Source organism: Paenibacillus endophyticus (genome assembly GCF_014192395.1).
GTDB classification, from domain to species: Bacteria; Bacillota; Bacilli; order Paenibacillales; family Paenibacillaceae; genus Pristimantibacillus; species Pristimantibacillus endophyticus.
Genome location: NZ_JACHXW010000002.1, coordinates 26,610 through 44,805, shown reverse-complemented (window position 1 = coordinate 44,805; position 18,196 = coordinate 26,610). Strand labels below are relative to the sequence as shown.

Here is an 18,196-nt window from a genome sequence, read left to right as displayed (position 1 = left end):
TGAAAATAGCAACGATCCGCTTGATCATGTTACAATTACATTAATATGATACGTAAAATCAGGAGGAGGTCGAACATTGTGTCAAATCCAGATGAGAAGAAAATCCATACCTATCAAGATTGGCTGACATGGGAAGGAACGTGGGAGTTAATTAACGGCAAAGCCTATAATATGTCTCCATCTCCGACTTCGTTGCATCAATTTATTGTTGGAGAGCTTCATTTCGCCCTACGGACGTACTTTCAGAATCGGAGTTGCTATGTGTTCGTGGCTCCGTTTGATGTGTTTTTCAGTGAAAGTGAAGAGCACCAATCACCTGACCATGTCACTCAGCCTGATCTCTCGGTTGTTTGTTCTAAGGACCAAATATCCAAGAACGGCTGTCACGGTGCGCCGACTATAATCATTGAAGTGTTGTCACCGTCCACTGCATTGAAGGACTTTAATGAAAAATTCAACTTATATCAAAAGCATGGGGTGCAGGAATATTGGATTGTCGATCCTGGGAATCGAACGGTTCATGTGTATGCGCTGGAGGATGGCAGTTACCAGATACGTGATTTATATACGGAGCAGGAAACGATCCAATCCATCGTCTTTCAAGACTTACAGGTTCCAATGAACACGTTATTTAGTCTATAATAACAAACACAATCAGCCGGCGAGATACACACTCGACCGGTTATTTTTTATTCCAAGAACTCTATTGGCGATACGAAGCCTCATAATTTAAGATAGTAAGAATATCACGCTGCCAATCTAGTAGCGTAGGGAAGTAATCCACATTAACCGTAATGGTGTTTATGATCTTTTTAGAATAAAGAGGTCCATCCATATGGACGGACCCTCTTTCGATACAGGGTAGCATTAAACCTGAATAAGTTTAACTATATTTTCGTTCTTAGTTTATTGAGGTTTTCCTTATGAAATCCCTTTACAATCAACCAGGTCGCCAGACTCAACTCATAAATGCCCACGGGTAGAGCAATAATTCCTTTTACGGCAGATAGAGGCTCTACCATACCGAACATTTCTAATAGACCGGCTATAAATACGAGTACAGCCGTAATCATACCAAACAACGATAACGGTCTTGGTACTAAACCGGTTCGATAAAGCAAAATAGCTATACATTGCCGTATTGACACCCAACATGAAATTTGGACCTAGCATTGAAGTCCAACGATGGAAAGCTTGGAGCATGTAACCGATCTCGTAAAGATTTTCTTCAGTGGTTAAGCTGTTTGCTTCATAATGAATACTAAGTTGCAATAAACCTAGTATACTCACCACGCCGATTGCAATTAGAACGGCTTCCATAAATCGAAAGCATAGATGTCCTAGTGCTAGATGTTCATTCCAGCGACGAAGGTAAGGAAACAGCATAACCGCTGTTCCTACTGCTGACAGAACGAGCAAGAGATCGTTAATGACACCGAGTAAAACCTTTGTTTTAAATCCATTGGCCACAGACATATACCATTGTTCAGACAACAGCGGCTCATAAGAAATGACAGCGATGACTGAAGCGACTGCAGCAACAAAATAAAAAACACCGATGATGATCCCATTCATTCTATCTTGCGTCATAAATTTTACCTCCTGGGGGCTATTATGGAACAATATATAGTCATAGAGAGTGCTCTAATCCATATAGAGAACAATTTAGACCAGCCTTTATCACTAGAGTCTGTGGCTAGTACATTCAACATGTCCAAATTCTACTTTCACAGACTTTTTTCTGCCATGATGAGTTGTACGTTAAACAATTACATATTGTCTAGACGATTGAACGCATCGTTACCATGCATTCAACTCGAGAATATGCCACTTACAGATATTGCTTACCAGTTAAACTTTGGTACGCAATCCTCCTTCACCCGCGCATTCAAACGCCAATTCGGTATAGCTCCAAGCTCTCTAAGAGTAAAAGATATGAACATTACTCAAACACCAATACCTTCAGTGGTTAAAAGACCCATTAAAAACATCAATGGTGATATTGTTACTGATTTCACTCTAACGGAGTTTGATTCAATCCGAGTGAGCGGCATAGCCTTTGAGGTTGACCTGGCGACTGATGATTACAAGACGAAGATTCGGTCTCAATCGCTTAAACTATTAAACGAAATTGATGAAACGGTTAATGGTTCATGTTTCGTCATTTATTCTAATTGCGAACCCAATTCAACCCGTTTCAAGGTACTGTTCGGAATTCCATTTGATATTCAGATAAATAGACCATTCTATTTTACCCTTGATGTACCACGGCTCTTTTGTGCCAAGTTCATGTATTCTGGTGACCTCCTAGATATAGGTGACGTTCTCAAAACTGATTATGCAAGGTTTTTAAAGATTTCCAGGCAGGAAGCGGACGATTCACATATCGAACTTATTCAGTTTTTTGATGACATTCACAATCTGGATTCGGACTACCACATTTATGCTCCTATCAAAAGGCTGCCTATCGATTCAGTTTAATCTTGATGGTCTATCGTAATCGCAATTGCTTCTAACCCTCCAGACTGTTTTATTTTATTAGATGAACAAAAGATAACATAATGGCTGAGCATACACTTTCCAAATCTTGCTGTAACGAAAAATACATTTCGAGACTCTCACCTGTCAAATATACAAAGCGACAAAGAAGGTCTTCATTTTGTCTACTTTATTAAGGCAAAGTGAACTCATTATTTTTAAAAAAATGCCAACCAAAAAAACCGGATCCTGGGATCCGGTTAAATGCATGGAATACAGCTGGCTGACATTGGTGCAGCTAGACGAATGCTGCAGCTTCGACAGTTAGCTGTATTTCTATTCCTACTCTTAAGAACAAATATGCAGCTCCTCGAGATATTGCCTGGAGCGCCAAGCCATTCACGAAATTCAAGGCAACAGCTCACCTGAGCCTGATCTGCGGTAATCGCCCGGAGTAACGCCTGTATGCTTCTTGAAGGTGCGGTTGAAGTGACTGATATGGTTATAGCCCACTCGCGTAGCGATCTCGGATATGCTTAGACCGGTTTCGTTCAGCAGCCCCATGGAAGCCTGCATGCGAATAGAGGAAAGCAGCTCGATATAGGATTTGCCCTGAATCAGCTTCAGCATGTAGCTGAAATAGGAAGGGGCCATAAGCGCTTTTGCCGCTACCTCCTCAAGGTGAAGATCCTCATTGTAATGAGTCTGCATATAAGTTATTGCCTCGTAAAAGGCTTCCCGGTGCTGAGCTACTTTCTGGCGCTCCTGCTGGCCTTGGGTTTGAACATAACGTTTATACTGCCGGCCTATAATGACAAGGAGCCTTAACAGCTCGGCTTTAATGGCCAGGCGGTAGCCTTCCTCGCGTTCCTCCCATTCGCGCAAGAGCACGTCAAGCAGGCTTTCCACGATCGATTGGGTTGCGGGTGGCAAGGTGATTTTGGGCATTAGATCCGATTCCGAGATTAGAGGTCGAATATAGGCGAAGTCAACGAATGTTTGCATCTGCGTCATATCGCGCAGATTCTCATTGACGGCATGCGGCATGAAGTCGACTTGAATCATGACAAAATCCATGTCATCTCTGGGATCCAGCCGATGCTCCTGGTAAGGCGGAATCGAGAAAAGATCGCCTTTGGTCAGCACATAATGCCGGCCCGCCGCGAAGTGCAGACAGCTGCCCGACAGCATATAACATAGCTGGAGATGCTCATGCGCATGCAGAATCGTATTCATCGTTGAACGGCTGCGGCTCTCGATTTTGAATGGAAATTGTTCATCCAGCATTTCTTTGTAGGCATAAATCGGGTAATCAGAGTTTTCCGGCATCGTATCCTCCGCGGTTGGAATCCATCCAGTATTTCTCTCTCATCCTTAAGATACACGGAATCACGTAAATGTTCAAAGAATACGCGGAAAAAGGAAAGCGCTCTCTAAAACCGGCTGTCATAATGAATGTAAGCATTCGAACGTAGGAGCACTGGAGGGGGAGCAGTATGCAGCGTCTGGCATTCAGTACGATTCCTTGTGAGGGCTGGACCCTAGAGGAAATCGTGGCTGCGGCAAAGGAAGTCGGATTTCAAGGTCTGGAGCTTAGGGAAGGCGAGGCATGGGCCATCCATACCGGTCTGACCTCAGGTGAGCGGATGAAGGCTCTTGCAACAATGAAGGAAGCGGGTTTGACCATCACGGATATCGCCTCCGGCGTATGTTTTACAGGCAGCGAAGGAGATGCGGAGCAATTTCGTCATTTTCAGAAGGTCGCAGCCTTGGCCCATGATTTGGAAGCTCGGGGAGTACGCGTATTTCTTGGGTATTTCACTTATCGCAGAGACCAGCAGGTCCCGGATATTCCCTATGAAATTCTGGTGAATCAGCTTCAGCAGGCATGCGATTATTCAGCTGCTCACGGTGTGCAGGTATGGATTGAAACGCATAATGAATTCTCTACCGGCCGCGTCTTGCGAAAGCTGCTTGATGACGTGAACAGGCATAATTGTTTGGTTATCTATGATGTCATCCATCCTCTGGAGGAGGGAGAAGCGCCAGCGGATACGATTGCGCTTCTGGGATCGCAGTGTGTTCATGTTCATGTCAAAGACGGTATTCCCGTTGAAGATCCAATGGTGACGAATTGGCAGTATACGAAAATTGGAGAGGGACAAATCCCTATTGCGTCTATAATAGAGCTTCTGGAGAAATCAGGATACACCGGCTATTATTCGCTTGAATGGGAGACAAAATGGCGGAGTGAGCTGCAAGTGCCGGGCATGGAGCCCGATATCATTTTTCCGCATTATACAGACTATATGATTAATCTACTCCAAAATGATAAGAATCGAGGTACTGTATGATGAAAACATTAGTGACAATCGCGGACGCCGGTCTGCGTGAGATGTTTTGGCAAGATCAGGTGCTGAGCAAGCTGAACATTGTTTCTGAAGTTGATTTTGTTCCGATGGATGTGCGATTCACAAGTGAGCAGTTGGCTGAACAAATTGGTGAATATGACGCGTGCATCACGTCTTGGGGCTCGCCATTCTTCACGCCGGAAGTGCTTGCACGGGCAGGCAAGCTTAAATTCATTGGTCATGGAGCTGGAAGCGTCGCCTCCATTGTTAGCGATGATGTTTTCGCGACTCCTATAGCGGTAACGTCGGCGAATAAAGTGTTGGCGAATTCCACAGCGGAGTGCGCGGTTTCGCTAATGTTCGCTGGAGCGTGGAACCATGCGGGATACAGCTCTGGAATGAAGCAAGGTCAGTGGAGCATCAATAATAGAGAAACCGTGCTAGGCGTTACCCGGCGGGTTATAGGTTTAGTCGGTTATGGTGAAATAACCAAACAAGTCATTCGGATGCTGCAGCCTTTCGCTACGACAATTTTACTGTACTCGAGCTATTGCCAGCCCTCGGAAGCGGAAGCGCTGGGTGTAGAGCTATGCGGGTTGAACGAGCTGTTCGAACGCAGCGACATCGTCTCGCTGCATAATACCTGGACGCCGCGGACGCAGGGTATGATTGGCACGGAGCAGCTGCGGCGGCTGCGGGACGGCGGACTCTTCGTCAATACAGCACGCGGCCCGATCGTGAACGAGGAAGCTCTTGCCGCTGAGCTGCGGACAGGCCGAATTTCGGCTGCAATCGATGTGTATGACCAGGAACCGCTCCCAGCGAGCCATGAGTTTCTGTCTTTGCCTAATGTGCTATGTTTGCCGCATATCGGCGGATATCATGGGCTGCTTAAACGAGAACTTTGCGATTTCATCGTCGATGAGCTGGGAAGGTTCGCAGCAGGCGAGCCGCTGCAGGGCCAGATCTCGCTTGAGCATTTCCTCAGGTTGACGCCAAGATGAAATTCAACATGATGAGACAGGAGTTGAGCTGCAATGAAGCTGACGGCTAAGAAGCTGTCCTCTCTGGACAAAGTGTTCCTAGATCGGGACCCTGCTCCAACATGCGAACCAATCGGTACGGCGCTGCGCAATGAACCGTTCTCCTTCCAGATCGCTTGGTATGCGGAGTCAGAGGAAGATGGCTTTAACGCACAGACGATAGGCGTGGCTGCTGTAGATAACTATGGCGGCACCGTCCGCCTCTATGAGATCGGACTTGTGCCATCCGAGCTGCCCGCTTATCCCCAGTCGGATGATGATTTCATCACCAAGCAGCCGGGCTTGTTTCCCGATCCGCTATATGAGGTGAGCCACGGTGCGCTCAGGCTGGTTGCTTGCCAATGGCGCAGCTTATGGGTGGAATTCGACCCTCGCGGCGGTCTTCCTGCCGGCAAGTATTCAATTCGAGTCGAGTTCCGTGACCCCGACGGCAGGGAGCTTGCATCCGTGGAGCATACCGTGGAGCTGTTGAATGCAGAACTGCCCAAGCAGGAGCTGATCCACACCGAATGGTTCCATTACGACGGCATAGCGGCTTGGTATCGGATCGAGGCGTTCGGAGAGCGGTATTGGGAGCTGTTGGAAAGTTATATCGTGACAGCCGTAGAGCACGGCATGAATATGCTGCTTACGCCTCTCTTCACGCCGCCGCTCGATACGAAAGTGGGAGGCGAGCGGTTAACGACACAGCTCATAAAGGTAACGGATGCAGCGGATGGCTATACATTCGATTTCTCTTCTTTGAAGCGGTTCATTGATATGTCCCGCCATGCAGGCATCGAATATTTCGAGATGTCCCATCTCTTCACGCAATGGGGCGCTAAAGCTGCACCTAAGATTATGGCGGAGACGAAAGCCGGGCAGCGTCAAATTTTCGGTTGGGATACGGAGGCCACAGGTCCGGAATACATGTCATTCCTGGAAAGCTTCCTCCCGCAGCTTGTACGGAATCTGAGGGAATGGGGAATTGCGGAGAAATGCTGGTTCCATATCTCGGACGAGCCGAATATGAGTCAGTTGGATACCTACGGGGCAGCGCTGAAAATTGTGCAGCCGCATCTACTGGGCTTTCGCATGCTTGACGCATTGTCGGAGTATGCCTTCTACGAGGAAGGCTTGGTCCAGACGCCTGTGCCGGCATCCAATCACATCGAACCGTTTCTGGAAGGACAGGTTTCACGTCTTTGGACCTATTACTGCTGCGCCCAATATAAGGATGTCAGCAACCGGTTTATGGCGATGCCCAGCAGGAGGAACCGTATCATTGCAGGCCAATTGTACAAATACCGAATGGAAGGATTTCTACATTGGGGCTTTAACTTCTGGAACTCCCAATTCTCGATCAAGCCGATTAATCCCTACGCAGTTACCGATGCAGGCTGCGCCTTCCCTTCAGGCGATGCGTTTCTCGTATACCCGGGAGAGAACGGCAGACCCGTGATGTCCATCCGATTGAAGGTGATGCGGGAAGCGCTGAATGATTTGAGGGCCATGCAGCTGCTGGAGAGAATCGCGTCCCGTGAGCTTGTCCTCGATATTCTGGAGGATGGCGGGCGATGCCCGCTAACCTTCAGCGAATATCCGCGCGATGAAAATGTGCTTATTCATATTCGCAGCCGGATTAATGCGGAGATTGCTGCACGGATTGACTTGATCGCCACTTGAAGAGGAAGCAGTTCAGTTTTATAGGAGGACTGCTTCTCCAATAGTTGATGTTATGACGGCTTCATTCATATAGGCGTTTTTATGGATATTGGTCTTTTTTTCGAGATTCGCAAAAATAGTTGTGGGAGTTTGGATTGCGATCATATCCGTTTAAAGTGAATAGGGGTATTATAGCCATGAAAAGATGAAACTTGGCAGGTGTGAAGGAGGAGGAGTTGCAGGTGGTTGCACCGTTCTGGAAAAGCAAACTGCAAGAAATTGGGGAAGGCATGGCGAATGTCTCGAAAGGCACTGTCCGCACACTGGCAACTTCGGCAGGCGGAAGAGCAATACCTATTGCCGAATACGGACTGAAGGAAGATTTCAAACGCCAAGCGAATTACAGCTCCGCATGCGGTGCCGGAAACCCGGCGTTCTACGCGCAGAAAGAGGCGAACGCGAAACCCGTGCTGCTTATTGTAGGCGGCGTACATGGCGGCGAGCTGGAGGGGATCGCTGCGGTTATGAACCTCATGCATGTACTCGAAACCGGGTCAGACTATCGGGGCAAACGATATGATTATATTACGGAGAATGCCCATCAATTCCGCCTGCTCCTCGTTCCCTGCATGAATCCCGACGGACGGGCGAGACTGCCGATTGATACGTTAATCGATGTCCCGTACGAGAAATTTGTCTATTACATGCAGGGGTCGTGGAAGGACGGTACGTTATGCAAGTGGCCGGAATGCAAGGCGGTTCATCCCATTAAAGAGGCTTCGGAGTTTCTGGGCTCCTATTTCAACGATGATGGCGTGAATATTATGCATGACAATTTTTTTGCCCCGATGGCGAAGGAGACAAGCGCTTTGCTTGCCCTCGCGGATGAGGAGGCTGTCGATTTTTCCGTTCTGCTGCATGGCGGTGCGAATAGCGAGGTTCATTTTACGACCATTCCTTATTTGCCATTGTATATTGCGAACAAACATCAGGATTTTAATGGGATGATGGCAAAGGCCTATGCGGAGAAGGGAATTCCGTTCGCGGAACGAAATTTGGTCTATACGGATGAAGGGAGCTATCCGTTTGCTTCGTTCAATATGACAACCGCGATTCATCATGTCTGCGGGGGAATGAGCATGACCTTCGAGTCGAATATGGGGCTCGATGGTCCTGGAGTGAAGCTGACGCCTGATGAAATCCTAGACAGCCATTTTGTCCTATTTGAGGAAATGCTACGGTTCAGCTTGAAATAACGGAGAAGACTGCATAGCCGGGGCTAAGTTGCTTTAACGCAACGGATAAGATGGCCGAGTCTGGACAAATAACTAGCCAAATGGAGCCATGCGATGTGCATGGCTCCATTTGGCTAGAAAGTAAACCGATATTTCCCTGACCCCGCGATGAGACAAACGCCTTGCTCCGACTGCCGAACGTCCCGTATCCCAGTAGATTGCTCCAACGGTTCTCCATTCTCAAGCACCTTCGCATATTTCGCTCCCGGCAGCAGTAACGAAGCAGTCGTATTCGGGGGAATGACGACCGTCATGCGCATACCGGATTCATCCGACCTCTGCCACTTGGCATGGATGGCTCCATACATGGATTCAAGCGAAGCTTCTGCCCAGGTTAAGGTTTCATGAGGCTGCGGGCGGATATGGAAATGCTTATATCCCGGCGCATCCTCATCTAGATCAATTCCGGCTACATAACGATACAACCATTCACCTATAGCGCCGTAAGCATAGTGATTGAATGAATTCATGTGTATGCTCCAAAAGCTTCCGTCCTGCTTGATTCCGTCCCAATGCTCCCATATGGTGGTCGCGCCTTTCGTCACCTGATACAGCCACGAAGGATAGTCGGTCTGGTGCAGCAGCTTGTACGCCGCATTTGAGTGGCCGTTCTCGCTGAGGACGAGATTCAGATAAGGAGTGCCGACGAAGCCGGTTGTGAGGTGAAAATCTGTTTCTTGCAGCAGCTCCACCAGCTTCCCCGCCGTCCGTTCCTTGTCGGCTTTCTCCACCAGATTAAACATAAGCGCGAGGACGTGAGCAGTTTGTGTCGGCACGGCCAGTCTGCCATTTGGCGTGACGTATTCTTGCTGGAATGCGACACGGATGCGATTCCGCAGCGCTTCATATTGTTCCGAATCTTCGGTTTTTCCAAGGATGTGCGCGGTTTTGGCAAGCAGCGAAGTCGAATGTGCATAGAAGGCAGTAGCGATTAACTCGCGATCGGTAGCGCCGACGTACGAATCAGACTTGGAATCAAGACCGAGCCAGTCGCCAAAGTGGAAGCCGGTATTCCAGAGGTATTCGTTTTCCCCTTGTCGACGAATATACTCCACCCACGCCTTCATGCTTTCATATTGATGCTCGAGAATTCGCTTATCCCCATAACATTGATAAAGTACCCAAGGACAGATGACTGCGGCGTCTCCCCAAGCGGCGGAGGAGTGGCTCGTTTCCTTCAACACATGCGGAATAACGAATGGGACCCCGCCGTCTTCACGCTGCTCGGCGGCCAAGTCACGCAGCCACTTTGTGAAGAACGGGGCTACATTCATCAAATGAGCGGCAGTACGAATAAACATCTGGGCATCTCCCGTCCATCCGAGCCGCTCGTCCCGCTGCGGACAATCGGTAGGCACATCGAGAAAGTTTCCCTTCTGTCCCCATAGGATATTGTGCTGCAGCTGGTTGACCAGCGGATCCGAGCAGCGAAAATCGCCCGTTCGCTCCATATCGGAATGGAGCACGACCCCGGTGAAGTCCTCCAGCCGAATGGGCTCGCCGAACCCGATCAGCTTCACGAACCGGAAGCCTTGGAAGGTAAAGTGGGGCTCGAATGTTTCGGCTTCCCCGCCCCTCAGCGTATAGTGGATGGTTTGTTTCGCATTCCGCAGATTATCCGTATAGAAATTCCCCTCACGGTCCAGCACTTCGGCATGCTGCAGCATCACTTCCTGGCCAGGTTGTCCCTTCATGGTAAATCGGACCCAACCGACCATATTTTGCCCCATATCCAGTACCGTTTCCCCGCCCGGAGTCGAGAGGAGCTTAATCGGTAATATTTCATCGGTGATCCGAACCGGCTCGTTTAGTTGCGCGGTAAGGATATTTTTGGGATGAGATGGCGTTTCTACCGCGAACCAGCTCTCATCATCGTATCGGCCATTGCACCAATCTGCGATCTCAAGCCGTGCGTCATACGTCTCTCCATCATATATGCTGGACATTCGAATGGCGCTTTCGCGAGCTTTCCACGACGTGTCCGTTGCAAGGATGACTTCTTCATCGTTCGATTCATAACGGATATGCAATTGCATAAGAAAAGCGGATCGGTCTCCATATACATTCCTTTTGTGGCTGCCAGTCAAGGCTCCCTTATACCAACCATTTCCCAGAATGGCGCCAATCGCGTTGGAACCGCTCGCCAATAGATCCGTCACGTCGTAAGTCTGATATTGGAGTTGATGATTGTAGCTGGTCCAGCCGGGAGTGAAATAACAATCGCCTGCTCTGCATCCATTCACATACAGCTCATAGAGTCCAAGTCCAGTTGCATAGATGCGGGCGCTTTTCACCTTTCTATCCACCTGAAAAGCACGCCGAATCAGAGGACAAACCTCGGATTCGGGAGGAAACGTTTCGAGTGGCGGACTAATCCAATCCGCAAGCCATTCGCCTGCTTCCAGTAGTCCCATTTCCCAGTAGGCCGTCTCGGACCAGTCCGTTTCCTCGCCTTGTTCGCTCCATACACGGACGCGGTAATCGTAACGCAGACGGCTTGCGAGCACGATGCCGCCTATTTCAACGTGGACGGATTGGCTGGAGTTTATTCTGCCGGAATCCATGATCGGATTCTCCCAATCCGAATCTATTGAAATCTGCAGCTGATAAGCCGCTTGCAGCCACGCCCGCGACTCGGAGTGAATGTGCCAGCTTATTCTCGGCTTTTGAACATCAATTCCGATTGGGTTTTCTTTGTATTCGCATCGGAGCTTCGTCACGCTGGACATGCGGATCACATCCGTTTCTTGTAAAGGATTGATTTACCCATTCGACAGGTATTCGACTATAATTATAAGAGAGTTTCTAATGGAAACATCACATCAAAACGGACATTTCATCTAGGTAAACACGACATGAATAGGAGCAGGTGACCTTGCTGTGAACAAATCGAAGCGTACGCTTTCGGCGGACCGATTTTTGCCGGATGATGCGATGCTGTCTATCAATCGGATGACCGAAACCTTTCAACTGTCCCAGCATACACATGAATTTATCGAGCTGGCATATGTAGGAGAGGGGAGAGGCTTTCATTATATAGAGAATGAGGTTCACCCGGTGTCTAAAGGTCAGCTTTTCGTCATCCCTGTCGGGGTGTCGCATGTGTTCCGGCCAGCCTCATCGGATGTGGTCACGGAGCCTTTAGTCGTGTATAACTGTATTTTTCGACCCCGATTAATCGATAGTTTGCTATCCTTTGTGATTGACGATCCCATCGCAGTCTATATGAAGGAGCTGCAGCGAGAAGAGTTTCCCTGCGAGCTCATCACAGATGTTCAAGCCGACATTGAAAGCTTGTTTCTATTGATGTACCGGGAATACGAGCTGCCGCAGAGCGGCTCCTCCACGTATTTGCGCAGCCTCTTGCTTCAAGTAATCCTTACCATATACAGGATGAAGCATCGCGAAAGTTCAGGCATGCCGAGCAAACCGGATCGATTCGTTCAAGTGCTTGGGTACATCGAGCGGCATTATGCGGAGGAGCTTACCCTCTCTCATTTAACTGAATCGTTTCAATGGAGTCAGCGTCAGCTTCAGCGGTTGTTCAAGCAGCATACCTCACAAACCTTTCAACACTATCTGCAAGGCGTTCGCATCCGGATGAGCTGCGAGCAGCTTAGAAACACTGACCGGACGGTTGCCGCGATCGCGGACTCGGTCGGGTACCGAGATGTCAATTCCTTTATTGCCCTATTCAAGAGGGTAGTGGGACAAACTCCCGGCAGTTACCGTAAGCAAATATTGACGTAAAGAATATTCCTGGAAGTTACACGCGCGCACAGTTCACGGCGCTGCTGGTGCGTGTGTGATTCCCCCAAAAACACTGGGTTTTTGTGCATGCCGACTGGTCTCTTTTGTGGAAACTAATACTTTTTTGATCAGATATCAAAAAAAATGAGCTTGGAATCGTTTTATGCATATACAGTGCAAACCCTTGCGGCTATCATGAGTATTAAGAAGTAAAATATATTGTAAGCGGATACATAAATTCAGGAGGATAAAGTCGACTAGTCTTTCATAAGCATCTCGAGATTGGTTAAGAGCAGAGAGAAAAATATTAGGCGGAAATTCCATATAAAATGTGGGGGTAGCATGAAACCATTACAATCGCTTCTATTCTTTCGACGAAAATCCAATTCCTTGTTCCTTCGGCTCATCGCGGGATTTCTATGCATCATTCTGCTGCTAGGCTCTTTCACCCTGTATACGCTCGCGGAGTCCAAGAAGAACGTGAGACAGGGCATTGTCCAATACAACACACTAATGATCGAGAACACAATGAACAGTTACGAAAAGCATTTGGATTTGGTGAGAAAGCAAATGTCTCAATTTTTCTTGAGCGAGGACGTTCAGCGGCTGCAAAGCAATCCGAAATTCACCAGCATCCCGCAGATTATCCGTGAAATCTCCACCTTTTCAAGCAATCCGTATCTCTTTATCGATAACATCGTGCTTTATTTGAAGAAGGATGATCTGGTGATCGAAAAAGGGACCAGCACGGACGCCGCTACGATGTTCAACGTGTTCTATACCAGCAAAGAGTATCCTCTCGAGTTCTGGAGAAAACAATTTGACAACACGTATTCGACTCGGTTATTGCCGTCCGCTCATATGATCAACAATATGTACCGCGATTCACCGCGTCAGATTGGAAACCGCATCCCCCATTTGTTCAAGAACGAATGGCATAATAACCTGTATATGATCGTTTTTCTGGACGCCGACCGGATGTATAACGCATTCCAGCAAAGCATCCACGATGATTTTATCGTTTACGGGGACGGAGGAGAAACATTATACCAGACCGAGGGGAGGGAGCCTTTTCTTTCCTATGATGATCTCAAGGCTGACGGACGCAGCGAATTCGTGAAGGACGGCAAATATTATTTCAGCAAGACGGGGAAAACAACGGGGTATCAGTATGTATACCGCGTGCCCGCCGAACAGATCGCCTACCAAACTCGGCTTAATGTGACGCTGGTAGCGATGATGGTAACAGTCATTGTTCTCAGCCTATTGATTGCTATCGTATTCGCCGTAAGGATCAACAATCCGCTGCGTAAGGTTATTGAATCCATCCGAACCTTGAACGAGAAACAGCCTTTCCGGTCGAGTATCAGCGAATTTAATATTATTAGCGATGAAATTCTCGGTATACAGCTTGTGCGGAAGCAACTCGGATTCATTAATCGACTCAAAGCGATCCGCAGCCACGAGGTAGACGGCACAAGTCTCGAATTCGTGAACAAGCCGTTTGTATTCCTGTTGTTTCAAGTGCAGTACCACCAAGGGAAGTTGAACAATCAAATATCGGTCGAAAAGTGGCTCTACTATATAAGAACCTATATCGATAGTCAATTAACACCGGCACAGCCGGACTCCCTCACCTTCCAGATTGAACGGAATCAAATTTTGAGCCTGGTTTTTGCCGAACGTACGCCAGAACTTTTCCGATTGCTCGGCAAAATGAAGGCGGTATTCGATCATGACAAGGAATACGGGATCATCACCATCGCGGTCACCTCTATTTATTCGGACTCGGAACAGCTCACTGTCGCGTACGAAGAAGCGCAAGGTCTCATCGGGGAGCGTCGACTGGTAAAGGAAACGCAAATTATTGCGGAACGTGTCTCGGTTCCGGCTTCGATCGGGTTCTCTTCCGATCAGGATAAAGAGTTTGAAGTGAATCTGAGAGAAGGCAATTTGCCGCAGCTTACCGCTCTACTGGAGCGGCAGTTCGCAAAGTGGCAGGGGAAGGATATGACTGCTTCCGCCATCTACCGGTTCGCGGAGTCTATGAAGGTGAAAATTCAAAGTACGCTAATCTCTGTCGGACTGGAAACCAACAAGCTGGTAGCCATTCTCATCAAGGCGGAGGAAAAAATCGAGAACTGCGTAACCGTAAGCGAACTGGAGCAGCTGCTTCTGGGCTGGGTCACGAAGGCTGCGGAAACGGTCAAGGAGAAAAAGGAGGAGAAGCACCAGGTTACCTCCTTCGTGATCGATTATATCAACGAACATTTGTCGGAGGAGATATATCTTGATGTGCTGGCCGAGAAGCTGAAGATGAGCAGCGGTTATCTGTCTTCCTATTTTAAAGGAAAAACCGGTAAAAACATCGTGGACTATCTAAACGAAACCCGAATTGCGAAGGCAACCAGCCTGCTTGCCGACAACAACATCAAAATTCACAATGCCGCCAAAGAAGTAGGCTATCAGAACATTACGTCGTTCAACCGCATGTTTAAGAAATACACGGGCATGACGCCAAGCGAATACCGGAAGCAGATAAATTCGACCTCTTGATAAAGTTCCGATAAGGAACTTTTTTTTCTAGAAATATAGGAAAGTATATCATTTCGCCAACTTTCTCTATATTTCTACGCGAAACGTAAGCTTAACTGCCAGAGGACGGCTTCAGCCGTTTACGCTTGTTAAAAGCGAATCTATCGGACTTGCGAGGATCAAGGAAATGATTTGAAAAAGGACGGTGCATTCAAAGTGAATAGAAACAAAATGATTAGAGCGGCCGGAGCCATTCTTATCGCTTCCATGATTGCGGGTTGCTCAGGCGATGGCGGTACGGGAGGCAACGCGACTGATGCTTCATCACGTACGCTAAGCGCGGAGGAGAGCGCGGCACCTAGCACTGCGCCGGAAGTTACACTGCGGCTGCTGACCGATCTAAAAGAGATTTCACCGCCAAAGCCGGATTGGGCGGTCTGGAAATGGGTGAAGGAAGAAACCAATATCAACATTGAACAAGAGACGTGGACAGGGCCAGAATCGCTGGCGCTCGCGATCGCCTCAGGGGACATGCCCGATCTATTCACCGTGTTCCCTGGTGACGCACAGAAATACGGTCCGCAAGGGGCTTTCATTGATTTATCCAAACATCTGGATCAAATGCCTAATGTCAAGAGCTACCTGGAATCGAAGCCGGAAGTCGCGCAGCGCATGACATCGCCCGGCGGAGAAATGTACCATGTACTTAACGACGGAACGGGCGCGGGTAATCTTATGGTCTGGTTCTACAGGGACGACGTCTTCGCGAAGCATAACCTTCAGCCTCCAACCACATGGGATGAACTATACGAAACGTCCAAGCAGTTGAAAGAGTTGTATCCGAATAGCTATCCGTTTACGTTCCGGCACGGAATGGGCACCTTGCGAGCATTCGGTCCCGCATTCGGCGTCTATCCGTATATGTACGAAGCCCCGGATACTGGGAAAATCAAGTACGGCGTGACTGACCCCGGCTTTAAGGTCATGATCGAACAATTGAACAAGTTCTATCAGGAGAAGCTGATTCCGCAAGACTTCTTGTCCATGGATTATAAGTCTTGGACGCAGCAGGTAGCCACCGATAAAACATTTATGACGATTCAATATATCGGTCAGATCGAAATTATGAACAGCCAGCTTCAAAACGGCGCCCATCTGAAATTTATGGCTCCTCCGCTTGGATATGGAGACAAAGCGTACATTCAGAAGGCGGATTACGAAGATTATGGCATTGCCGTATCCTCTAAGACCAATAATCTGGATGGCACATTACGTTATCTCGATTTCATTTATTCCGAGAAAGGCAAGGATATTCTCAGCTGGGGTAAAGAAGGGGAGACGTACACGATGGAAGACGGCAATCGTAAATTCCTGCCGCAATTCAAGGAGCCGAGCGATCTGCGGAAAGAGCTGGGCATCTTTACTTCGGCTGCATACGGACATGCCGACTTCGAGGCTTCGCTGTCTTTAAGCAATGAAAACGAGCAATATTCGTTTATGGAGTCGTTGAAATATCAATTCCCGACGATGAATGTGACGCCGCTGCTGACGGACGAAGAGAAAAATGCTATTTCGGCAATCGAAGAACAGCTTAACAAATATTACGAGTCATCCGTAGCAGAATTCATAATCGGTGAAACGGCGATGTCGCAATGGGATGCGTTTGTTGAAGAGCTGGGCAAAATCGGTTCGCAGAAGGTAATGGACACGTACCAAGTTGCGTTAGATCGTTTGAAGAATAACATCAAGTAACCTGAGTTCGGGCAAGGGCTGGAGGAGACGGATGAAGTTCAGGACCAGCCCTGTCTTTTTTCTCAACGAAAGGGGCAGATGAACTCCTGACTTTTCATTACAATGTTAGTACTTTCCAAAAAGACGAATTTTTATCAAAAATGCTCTAGGCGAACACTATTGGCTGGAACTGTTCATACTATCGGCCTTACATCTGATGGCATACGGTGATGGCTGTGGATTAGAAGAGTTAATGATAACGATTTTGTCTTATTAACGCGGTGTTGTATTAAATTATTTGAGCATAAAAATGACTGTCGAGCTTTCTCGACAGCCTGAAGCTGACTGTCTAATTAAATAGTAGACAGCTTTATATAATAGAATGGGCTAATCGCCAAATCATTCATACGAAATAATAGAAAGAATATCAACTAATAACTCGCGATAGTAATCAGCCAAGCTTAATTAATAACGATTCTAGGTGCATCCGGATTACAATTAGGTGCTGGAATAGCACCACATTCTGAAAGTTTTAACAAGTAGTAACATTCTTCTCGATACATATGGTCTGGCATAAGCGGATTCAAGCGGCTAAGGAGTTCACTGCTCAATTCAAGCTCTTCAATTTCCTTTAAAAAAGACATAAATATACTCATCTCCATATTGACATCCAAATGGAATTTGGAGAGTGCGGGATAGACATCACGCATCGTTCTCATGTACCCTGTTAGTTCAATTGCTTTCAAATAAAAGGAATTAAAGTGTTCCTCGAATTGTACACTCTTATGGATCAATCTCTTTTCCACACTGTCAAGATCCATTGCAATTGAAACAGCATGACCTGCTGCATCAGGCAACCACAATAAATCATGATGTAAGGACGAGAAATGCGGAACAGGATTTCCTGCTAATAAGGCGTTAAGTATTTTTGAATATTCTTCCAGTTCATTAACCATATGGTTAATAAATGTAGGGGTCATTCCGATTTGAACCTGGCCAAGTAACAATCGATCCAAAAGTGATAATTTAAACTCCCGTAAATCAGAAGTTGCTTCATATGCTTGTTTGTTTAGTTGAGATAAATGGATGGAGGCGTCGGTTTGTCTTGAGAACTCAAGCAATTTATCGAATCGGTGAATATAGGCCTGAGCCATATGAACATCAATTTCTTTTGGCGACAGAGCATTAAAGATAAATCGAGAATGGTCACCTAAAATTTGCAGCCAGAAGCGATGCTCAAATAACGCTTGTTCTTCCATAGGCTAACTCCTCTCACTTTATATGAAAGCCATAAGTGTATTTATATGACAGTAAACACTGGGATATGAAAAAACCTGCACTGTTTAGCAATAAAAATATCCCCACCAAG

The 18,196-nt window shown here is 47.4% G+C and carries 13 protein-coding genes and 2 pseudogenes; 10 read left to right on the top strand and 5 right to left on the bottom strand.

Going from position 1 to position 18,196, the window contains the following annotated elements; genetic code table 11:
- The first annotated feature begins 45 nt into the window (after positions 1-45).
- Positions 46-642 (top strand): Uma2 family endonuclease, encoded by a 597-nt coding sequence (locus tag FHS16_RS02900; RefSeq protein ID WP_183558661.1) that lies wholly within the window; start codon positions 46-48, stop codon positions 640-642.
- Positions 643-887: 245 nt separating this feature from the next.
- Here the strand turns inward: FHS16_RS02900 and FHS16_RS32200 are convergent, their stop codons facing one another.
- Positions 888-1,073 (bottom strand): hypothetical protein, encoded by a 186-nt coding sequence (locus tag FHS16_RS32200; RefSeq protein ID WP_281378980.1) that lies wholly within the window; start codon positions 1,071-1,073, stop codon positions 888-890.
- 121 nt (positions 1,074-1,194) lie between these two features.
- Positions 1,195-1,575: pseudogene (locus FHS16_RS32195) on the bottom strand (DUF4386 domain-containing protein); the annotation flags it as partial.
- A gap of 39 nt (positions 1,576-1,614) precedes the next feature.
- Here FHS16_RS32195 and FHS16_RS32190 point away from each other — a divergent pair.
- Positions 1,615-1,914 (top strand): annotated as a pseudogene (locus tag FHS16_RS32190) (helix-turn-helix transcriptional regulator); the annotation flags it as partial.
- Between the two features lie 21 nt (positions 1,915-1,935).
- A complete protein-coding gene (locus FHS16_RS31590; RefSeq protein ID WP_246431621.1) occupies positions 1,936-2,481 on the top strand; it encodes a GyrI-like domain-containing protein in 546 nt (181 codons plus the stop codon).
- A gap of 405 nt (positions 2,482-2,886) precedes the next feature.
- On the opposite strand, the gene FHS16_RS02885 is transcribed toward FHS16_RS31590, so the two are convergent.
- Positions 2,887-3,807 (bottom strand): AraC family transcriptional regulator, encoded by a 921-nt coding sequence (locus FHS16_RS02885; protein ID WP_183558656.1) that lies wholly within the window; start codon positions 3,805-3,807, stop codon positions 2,887-2,889.
- 167 nt (positions 3,808-3,974) lie between these two features.
- On the opposite strand from FHS16_RS02885, the gene FHS16_RS02880 reads away from it, so the two are divergent.
- From FHS16_RS02880 to FHS16_RS02865, 4 genes are all read left to right on the top strand, one after another.
- The gene (locus FHS16_RS02880) at positions 3,975-4,832 is read left to right on the top strand and encodes a sugar phosphate isomerase/epimerase family protein (RefSeq protein ID WP_183558653.1); all 858 of its coding nucleotides are present in this window, start codon (positions 3,975-3,977) and stop codon (positions 4,830-4,832) included.
- Entirely contained in the window at positions 4,829-5,833 is a 1,005-nt protein-coding gene (locus FHS16_RS02875; RefSeq protein WP_183558650.1) for a hydroxyacid dehydrogenase, read from the top strand. The genes FHS16_RS02880 and FHS16_RS02875 overlap by 4 nt, the downstream gene beginning before the upstream one ends.
- A gap of 33 nt (positions 5,834-5,866) precedes the next feature.
- A complete protein-coding gene (locus FHS16_RS02870) occupies positions 5,867-7,537 on the top strand; it encodes a DUF4091 domain-containing protein (RefSeq protein ID WP_183558648.1) in 1,671 nt (556 codons plus the stop codon).
- Between the two features lie 221 nt (positions 7,538-7,758).
- Positions 7,759-8,772: a M14 family zinc carboxypeptidase gene (locus FHS16_RS02865; protein WP_183558646.1), complete on the top strand. Its 1,014-nt coding sequence runs from the start codon at positions 7,759-7,761 to the stop codon at positions 8,770-8,772.
- Between the two features lie 113 nt (positions 8,773-8,885).
- Here the strand turns inward: FHS16_RS02865 and FHS16_RS02860 are convergent, their stop codons facing one another.
- Positions 8,886-11,540, bottom strand: a complete 2,655-nt coding sequence (locus FHS16_RS02860; protein ID WP_183558644.1) for a family 78 glycoside hydrolase catalytic domain — start codon at positions 11,538-11,540, stop codon at positions 8,886-8,888.
- 151 nt (positions 11,541-11,691) lie between these two features.
- Between FHS16_RS02860 and FHS16_RS02855 the strand changes: the two genes are divergently transcribed.
- The 3 genes from FHS16_RS02855 (at position 11,692) to FHS16_RS02845 (ending at position 16,848) form a co-directional block, all read left to right on the top strand.
- Positions 11,692-12,561 (top strand): AraC family transcriptional regulator, encoded by an 870-nt coding sequence (locus FHS16_RS02855; RefSeq protein ID WP_183558641.1) that lies wholly within the window; start codon positions 11,692-11,694, stop codon positions 12,559-12,561.
- Positions 12,562-12,903: 342 nt separating this feature from the next.
- Positions 12,904-15,117, top strand: a complete 2,214-nt coding sequence (locus FHS16_RS02850; protein WP_183558638.1) for a helix-turn-helix domain-containing protein — start codon at positions 12,904-12,906, stop codon at positions 15,115-15,117.
- A 195-nt stretch (positions 15,118-15,312) separates the two neighbouring features.
- The gene (locus tag FHS16_RS02845) at positions 15,313-16,848 is read left to right on the top strand and encodes an extracellular solute-binding protein (protein WP_183558635.1); all 1,536 of its coding nucleotides are present in this window, start codon (positions 15,313-15,315) and stop codon (positions 16,846-16,848) included.
- Between the two features lie 440 nt (positions 16,849-17,288).
- Here FHS16_RS02845 and FHS16_RS02840 read toward each other — a convergent pair whose 3' ends face one another.
- Positions 17,289-18,086: a DUF2935 domain-containing protein gene (locus FHS16_RS02840; protein ID WP_183558632.1), complete on the bottom strand. Its 798-nt coding sequence runs from the start codon at positions 18,084-18,086 to the stop codon at positions 17,289-17,291.
- Positions 18,087-18,196: the final 110 nt, after the last annotated feature.